The sequence below is a fragment of the Sphingobium sp. HDIP04 genome (assembly GCF_000445085.1).
In the GTDB taxonomy this organism is placed as follows: Bacteria; Pseudomonadota; Alphaproteobacteria; order Sphingomonadales; family Sphingomonadaceae; genus Sphingobium; species Sphingobium indicum.
This window is the reverse complement of sequence record NZ_ATDO01000137.1, coordinates 25,246-31,338: the sequence shown is the minus strand read 5'-3', so window position 1 is coordinate 31,338 and position 6,093 is coordinate 25,246. Positions and strand designations below refer to the sequence as shown.

At 66.4% G+C, this 6,093-nt stretch carries 6 protein-coding genes and 1 pseudogene; 1 reads left to right on the top strand and 6 read right to left on the bottom strand.

What is annotated here, in order from left to right; translation table 11 throughout:
• The 5 genes and pseudogenes from L286_RS45415 to L286_RS45395 all read right to left on the bottom strand — a co-directional run.
• Positions 1-697 (bottom strand): annotated as a pseudogene (locus tag L286_RS45415) (beta-3-deoxy-D-manno-oct-2-ulosonic acid transferase); the annotation flags it as partial.
• Between the two features lie 111 nt (positions 698-808).
• Positions 809-2,107: a glycosyltransferase family 4 protein gene (locus tag L286_RS45410; RefSeq protein WP_007686242.1), complete on the bottom strand. Its 1,299-nt coding sequence runs from the start codon at positions 2,105-2,107 to the stop codon at positions 809-811.
• 30 nt (positions 2,108-2,137) lie between these two features.
• Positions 2,138-2,578, bottom strand: a complete 441-nt coding sequence (locus L286_RS45405; RefSeq protein WP_007686240.1) for an HIT family protein — start codon at positions 2,576-2,578, stop codon at positions 2,138-2,140.
• A 104-nt stretch (positions 2,579-2,682) separates the two neighbouring features.
• The gene (locus tag L286_RS45400) at positions 2,683-3,318 is read right to left on the bottom strand and encodes a CoA transferase subunit B (RefSeq protein ID WP_020817693.1); all 636 of its coding nucleotides are present in this window, start codon (positions 3,316-3,318) and stop codon (positions 2,683-2,685) included.
• A complete protein-coding gene (locus tag L286_RS45395) occupies positions 3,318-4,028 on the bottom strand; it encodes a CoA transferase subunit A (protein WP_007686238.1) in 711 nt (236 codons plus the stop codon). Before L286_RS45395 ends, L286_RS45400 begins: the two co-directional genes overlap by 1 nt.
• An 87-nt stretch (positions 4,029-4,115) precedes the next feature.
• On the opposite strand from L286_RS45395, the gene L286_RS45390 reads away from it, so the two are divergent.
• Complete coding sequence (locus tag L286_RS45390; protein ID WP_020817692.1) at positions 4,116-5,030, top strand: LysR family transcriptional regulator; 915 nt, start codon at positions 4,116-4,118, stop codon at positions 5,028-5,030.
• On the opposite strand, the gene thiS is transcribed toward L286_RS45390, so the two are convergent.
• Positions 5,027-6,052, bottom strand: coding sequence for a sulfur carrier protein ThiS (gene thiS, locus L286_RS45385; protein WP_020817691.1), 1,026 nt, complete (start codon positions 6,050-6,052; stop codon positions 5,027-5,029). The two genes, L286_RS45390 and thiS, sit on opposite strands and share 4 nt — an antisense overlap.
• Positions 6,053-6,093 lie beyond the last annotated feature (41 nt).

Genomic DNA, 6,093 nt, shown 5'->3' with positions numbered 1-6,093 from the left:
GGCCCCTGTGCTCCGGCAGGAAGGGCGGCGACCGCACGCCGTCCCACAGGAACCGCCGGATCGCCTCCCGCTTCCACAAGGCCATGCCGCTGGCCGCCGCGATGCCGTGATTGCCGTCCAGATGCCGCCGCCAATCGGCCAGTTGGGCCACGGCCTGCACGGCATCGGCGTCCTCGCCGCTGAAACAGTCGCGATAGGTCGCCGCCGCCAGCGCGGCACGGGCGCCGTCGCGCAGGACCGCCGGCTCGATGGCGACCCCGTCCGCGCCGAAGACCGGCACGTGCAGCAGGCCGGCGATGATCGCCAGCTCGTCGCCCGCCTCCGCATGCACGGAGGCCGCGCCCGCGACCAGCGTCCAGAGGTCGGTCGGTTCCGGCAAGGCATGACCGAGGTCGGGGAAGGGGCCGGGGCCGGAGTCCGCGCCGCGCCGCGCCTTCCCCACCATGCCGATTTCCCGCCGCGCCAGCCCGTCCAACATGGCCTGCGGGACGGCCACGCCCGCCCGCGCGACCAGCCTGATGCCGGCGGGCCGATGACCCCAGAATATGCCGCCGACCCGCGCCTCGGCGACAGCGTCCAGCACGGCGTCGGAAATGGTGGCGGGCGCTTCGCCGTCGCGCCGCATGCGGCTGATCGCCGCCGTCGCGGGGGCGATGCCCGGAAAGGGGGGCGAGCGCAGGAATGGAGTCGCGTTCACGTTGAAAAGCCGTCCCCTGTCACGACTATATTAGCGCGAATGGAGCGACGCTTCAGCCATTCGAAAACGCAATCCATACAACAGCTTCTGTGATCGCCCGGCACAGGGACGTCAAGCGGAAGCGCGAACCGTCATTTCGTCCAGCATGCCGGCGACGATGTCGAAATAATCCCCCCATGTCGGCGCCCGCCACGCCGCGATCCGGGCAAGCTGCGCCGCGCGTTCGGGCGAATCCGCCCTGCTGTACGCCTCTATGGCCCTCAGCCAGCCCAGGCCGTCCAGCGGATCGAGATAATCCGGCGCGTCGCCGCCCACCTCCCGATGCGCGACGATGTCGCTGCAGATCACCGGCACGCCCGCCGACAGCGTCTCGATCACCGGCATGCCATAGCCTTCCTCGAAGGAGGGCATCAGCATCGCCCGCGCCCCGGCGACCAGCGCGTTCATCTCATTGTCCGGCACGCTGCCCGCCTCGATCACATGGCCGCGCAGGATTTCCGCCCGCTCCAGCATGTCGACGACATTCTCATTTTCCCAGCCGCGCCGCCCGATCAGCACCAGCACTGGCGCCTGGTCGCCCCATCTCTCCACCAGCCGCCGCCAGATGTTGAGCAGCAGAAGATGGTTCTTCCGCGGCTCGATGGTCGAGATATAGACGAAATAGGGCCGATCGGGCACGTCATGGCCGCCCGCCACCACCATGTCGGGCGCGTCGGCGCCGAAATGCGCCACCCGGATCGTCCGCCCCTCCAGCCCGCGCTTGAGATGCGGCGCCAGCGCGTCGATGGTCGCCTGGCTGTTGCCGATGATGCCGTCGGCATAGCGGTCTATGGTCCGCACCCGCTTCAGATGCTCCTGCGCGCCCTGCGGCCGGGCGAATTCGGGATGGGTCAGCGGAATGACGTCGTGCACCAGCGTCACGAAGCGCGCCCCCTCCGCCCGCAGGATCGCGCCGACCTGATCGGCGTCGTCCAGATGATGGGGCGACACCTGCAGATAGATGCGCGGCCCCCGCGCCGCGGGCACCGGGCGCGGGCGCAGCGCGATCAGGTGGCGGATCACGGCCGCCTTGCTCTCCCGCTCGTCCACCTGCTCCACATTGCGCCAACGCGCCGCGGTGAAGGCCAGGAACTGGCGCACCGCCGCATCCTTCAGCCGCCCGTAATAGCCGCCCGCCGGATGCACGGCGGCGAAGGCCAGCCGGTCCGGCATCCGCTCCAGCAGTTCGCGGGCATAGGTGAACTCGACCCGGTCGATCCCGGTCGGTGCGGCGTGGAAACTGCGGGAGAGCAGCCGCGAGATGTCGAGAACGATCTCCGCCGACCGGCTGCCGCCGACGAAGCGCCGGCTTTCCCGCTTGGCGCGCAGCGCCAGCCGCGCGCCGGGGGCCTTGAAGGGCTTGAGCGCCATGTCAGGGCGCTTTCACGACGGTCTGGCGCATCAGAACTGGGCGCAAATCTCTTCGGCCAGCTTCCGCAATTCCTCCGGATCGGCAAAATCGCCCTGCGCATGGGCGACGAAGCCGCGCGGCTGCCCCTCCCAGCGGGGCACGATATGGAAATGCAGGTGGAACACGGTCTGCCCGGCCGGCGCGCCGTTGAACTGCGCGACATGGATGCCGTCGGGGTCCAGCGCCCTGCGGGTGGCGTTGGCGACCTTCTTCACCGTCGCCATCACCTGCGCCAGCGCCTCATCCTCGACTTCCAATATGTTGCGCGCCTTCGACCATTTGGAAATGACTAGGCTGTGCCCCCTGGACTGCGGCTGGATGTCGAGGAAGGCATATGTATGCTCGTCCTCATAAAGCCTGGTCGACGGGATTTTCCCTGCCAGGATCAGGGCAAAGACATTGCCCTCGTCATAAGTGCCCTCAAGGCTCATCGTGCTTCCCCGGAGCGATTTCCATGCGACCGGACCGATGCCGGCCGGGAAATCGCGGTGAACAAGGACCTGGAGCGGCGATCCGATTCGCTCGGATCTCCGCTCTAAGCCAGATAATGCGCGCTTGTCTTAGCGGCGACTTCCTCCGCCGTCACGCCCGGAGCAAGTTCGACCAATCTAAACGGGCTGTCATGGTCGGGCCGCTGGAAGACGCACAGGTCGGTGACGATCATGTCGACCGCATTCCTGCCGGTCAGCGGCAGGGTGCAGGCCGGAATGAACTTGGGGCTGCCGTCCTTGGACGTGTGCTCCATGACGACGATGATCTTCTTGACGCCCGCGACCAGGTCCATCGCGCCGCCCATGCCCTTGATCATCTTGCCGGGGATCATCCAGTTGGCGATGTCGCCATTCTCCGAAACCTCCATCGCGCCCAGCACGGTGAGGTCGATATGCCCGCCCCGGATCATGGCGAAGCTGTCCGCGCTGGAGAAATAGCAGCTTTGCGGCAATTCGCTGATCGTCTGCTTGCCCGCATTGATGAGGTCGGCGTCCTCCTCCCCCTCATAGGGAAAGGGGCCGATGCCCAGCATGCCGTTCTCCGACTGCAGCGTGACTTCCACGCCTGCCGGAATATGGTTCGCCACCAGCGTCGGAATGCCGATGCCCAGGTTCACGTAGAAACCGTCGCGCAGTTCCATCGCGGCGCGGGCGGCCATCTCGTCACGGGTCCAGGGCATTATGCGGCCTCCCTCTGGCGAACGGTGCGGAACTCGATCTTCTTGTCATAGGGCGCGCCCACGATCATGCGCTTGACGTAGATGCCGGGCAGATGGATCGCATCGGGATCGAGGCTGCCGGTCGGCACCACCTCCTCCACTTCCGCCACGCAGACCTTCGCCGCGGTCGCCATGGGCTGGTTGAAATTGCGCGCCGTCTTGCGGAAGATGAGGTTGCCGCTCTCGTCGGCCTTCCAGCCCTTGACGATCGCCACATCGGCGAAGATGCCGCGCTCCAATATGTAATCCTGCCCGTCGAAGCTCCTGACCTCCTTGCCCTCGGCCACGGCGGTGCCGACGCCGGTCCTGGTGTAGAAGCCCGGAATGCCCGCGCCGCCCGCCCGGCAACGCTCCGCCAGCGTGCCCTGGGGGCAGAACTCGACCTCCAGCTCCCCGGCCAGATATTGCCGCTCGAACTCCTTGTTCTCGCCCACATAGCTGGAGATCATCTTCTTCACCTGCCGCGTGCGCAGCAGCTTGCCCAGCCCCTCGCCGTCGATCCCGGCGTTGTTGGAGGCGATGGTCAGATCCTTCACCCCCGAATCGCGGATCGCATCGATCAGCCTTTCAGGAATGCCGCACAGGCCAAAACCGCCCGCGCACAGATGCATTCCATCGAACAGCAGTCCGTCCAGCGCCGACGCGGCGTCAGGGTAAAGCTTCTCGACCATCTGCGTCCTTCCTTTCCCAATCATCGCCGTCTTAGGCACGTTAAATCATCAATACCAATGATTTGTTTTTTGCGTTATGCACAAGCGATGTCTATCAATCGGATTGCTTTCTACCATCTTGAAACGTTGCTCTGGATCGCGCGGCTGGGCACCTTTGCCGCTGCGGCGGAACGATTGAACACGACGCAACCTGCCATTTCCGCGCGCGTGCGGGAACTGGAAAATCATCTGGGAACCGCGCTTTTCCGACGGGAGGGGCGGACAATGACCCTGACCCCGGCGGGGCGCGAACTGGTCCGCGAAAGCGAACCGCTCTGGGCGCGATTCCAGGGCGTATTGATGGGATGCAGCGACATTGCAGGCGCGACCGGCGTGGTGCGCATCGGCGCGGGCGAGATAGCGGCGGCCAGTTGCCTGCCCGGCTTCGTTGCCGTGCTGAACCGGGATTTGCCCCGCGTCTCGCTGGACGTGGAGATCGCCCTTACCGCCGACCTGATCCAGCAGCTTATCGCCGGGCGAACCGACATCGCCTTCGCCGCCGGGCAGATCGCCCATCCCATGCTGCGCACGGCGCCCATCGGCGATGTCGGCCTGCTGTGGCTGGCCAGCCCCGCCACCGTGGCCGCGATGCGGAAGACACCCGCCGACGCCCCCGACACAGCGAAAATGCCCATCTGGTCCCTGTCCAGCCTGTCGCCGCTCTATAATATCATGAAGGAGGCGATTGCCGCGTCCGACCTTGGCTGGCGCTCAGTGAACCTGTGCAACAATATGCGCACGATGATCGACATCGCGCTGGAAGGCGGCGGCATCGGCATTTTCCCGCATCCCATGGTCCGCCAGCATATGGCCGACGGCACGCTGGTGCCGATACCGGGCGCCCCGGCCATGCCATCGGTCGAATTCCGGGTCGCGGTGCGCGCGGCGGAGTCCGATCCGCTCGTCCTCACCATTTTCGACCGGGCGACAGAACTCGATCTGGGCTCGCCCCCGAAGCTTTAGATCAACCCTGCGAGCGGACTGGACGGATCGGCATACATGCGCTTGCCCATCCGCCCGGCGCGATAGGCCATGCGGCCCGCCTCGACCCCGGCCTTCATCGCCGCCGCCATCAGCACCGGGTCCTTCGCCTCGGCAATGGCGGTGTTCATGAGGACGCCGGTGCAGCCCAGTTCCATCGCCTCCGCCGCCTCCGATGCCGTGCCCACGCCTGCATCGACCAGCACGGGCAGCCTGGTCCCTTCCACGATCAGCCTTATCGTCACGCGGTTCTGGATGCCCAGCCCCGACCCGATCGGCGCGCCCAGCGGCATGATCGCCACCGCGCCCGCATCCTCCAGCCGCTTGGCCGCGATCGGGTCGTCCACGCAATAGACCATGGGCTTGAAGCCCTCCTTGGCGAGAATCTCCGTCGCCCGCAGCGTTTCGACCATGTCGGGATAGAGCGTCCGCGCCTCGCCCAGCACTTCCAGCTTCACCAGATCCCAGCCGCCCGCCTCCCGCGCCAGCCGCAGCGTGCGGATCGCTTCCTCGCCGGTATAGCAGCCCGCCGTATTGGGCAGATAAGTGATCTTCTTCGGGTCAATGAAGTCGGTGAGCATCGGCGCCTTGGGGTCCGACACATTGACGCGCCGCACCGCCACGGTGACGATTTCCGCCCCCGAAGCCGCGACCGCCGCCGCATTCTGCTCGAAATCCTTGTATTTCCCCGTGCCGACGATCAGCCGCGAGCGAAAAGTCTTGCCCGCCACCGTCCAGCTATCCGCATCCGTCACCAGGACGTCGCCGTCCCCCGCGACCGGATGGTCGCCGCCGCCCACGAAATGCACGATCTCCAGCTCGTCGCCATCCTCGACGCGCACCTGCGCCAGGGTGGAGCGCGGCACCACCGCCAGATTGCGTTCCACCGCCACCTTCTCCGGCGCGAAGCCCAGTTCGCTCGCCAGTTCCGCCAGCGTCATGCCGGCCCGGACGCGGCGATGCCCACCGTTGATTTGGATCGATACGGTTCCGTCGACGTGCAATGCTCTGTCCTGTCAAATAACGTGTCTCGACTTGGCGCGAC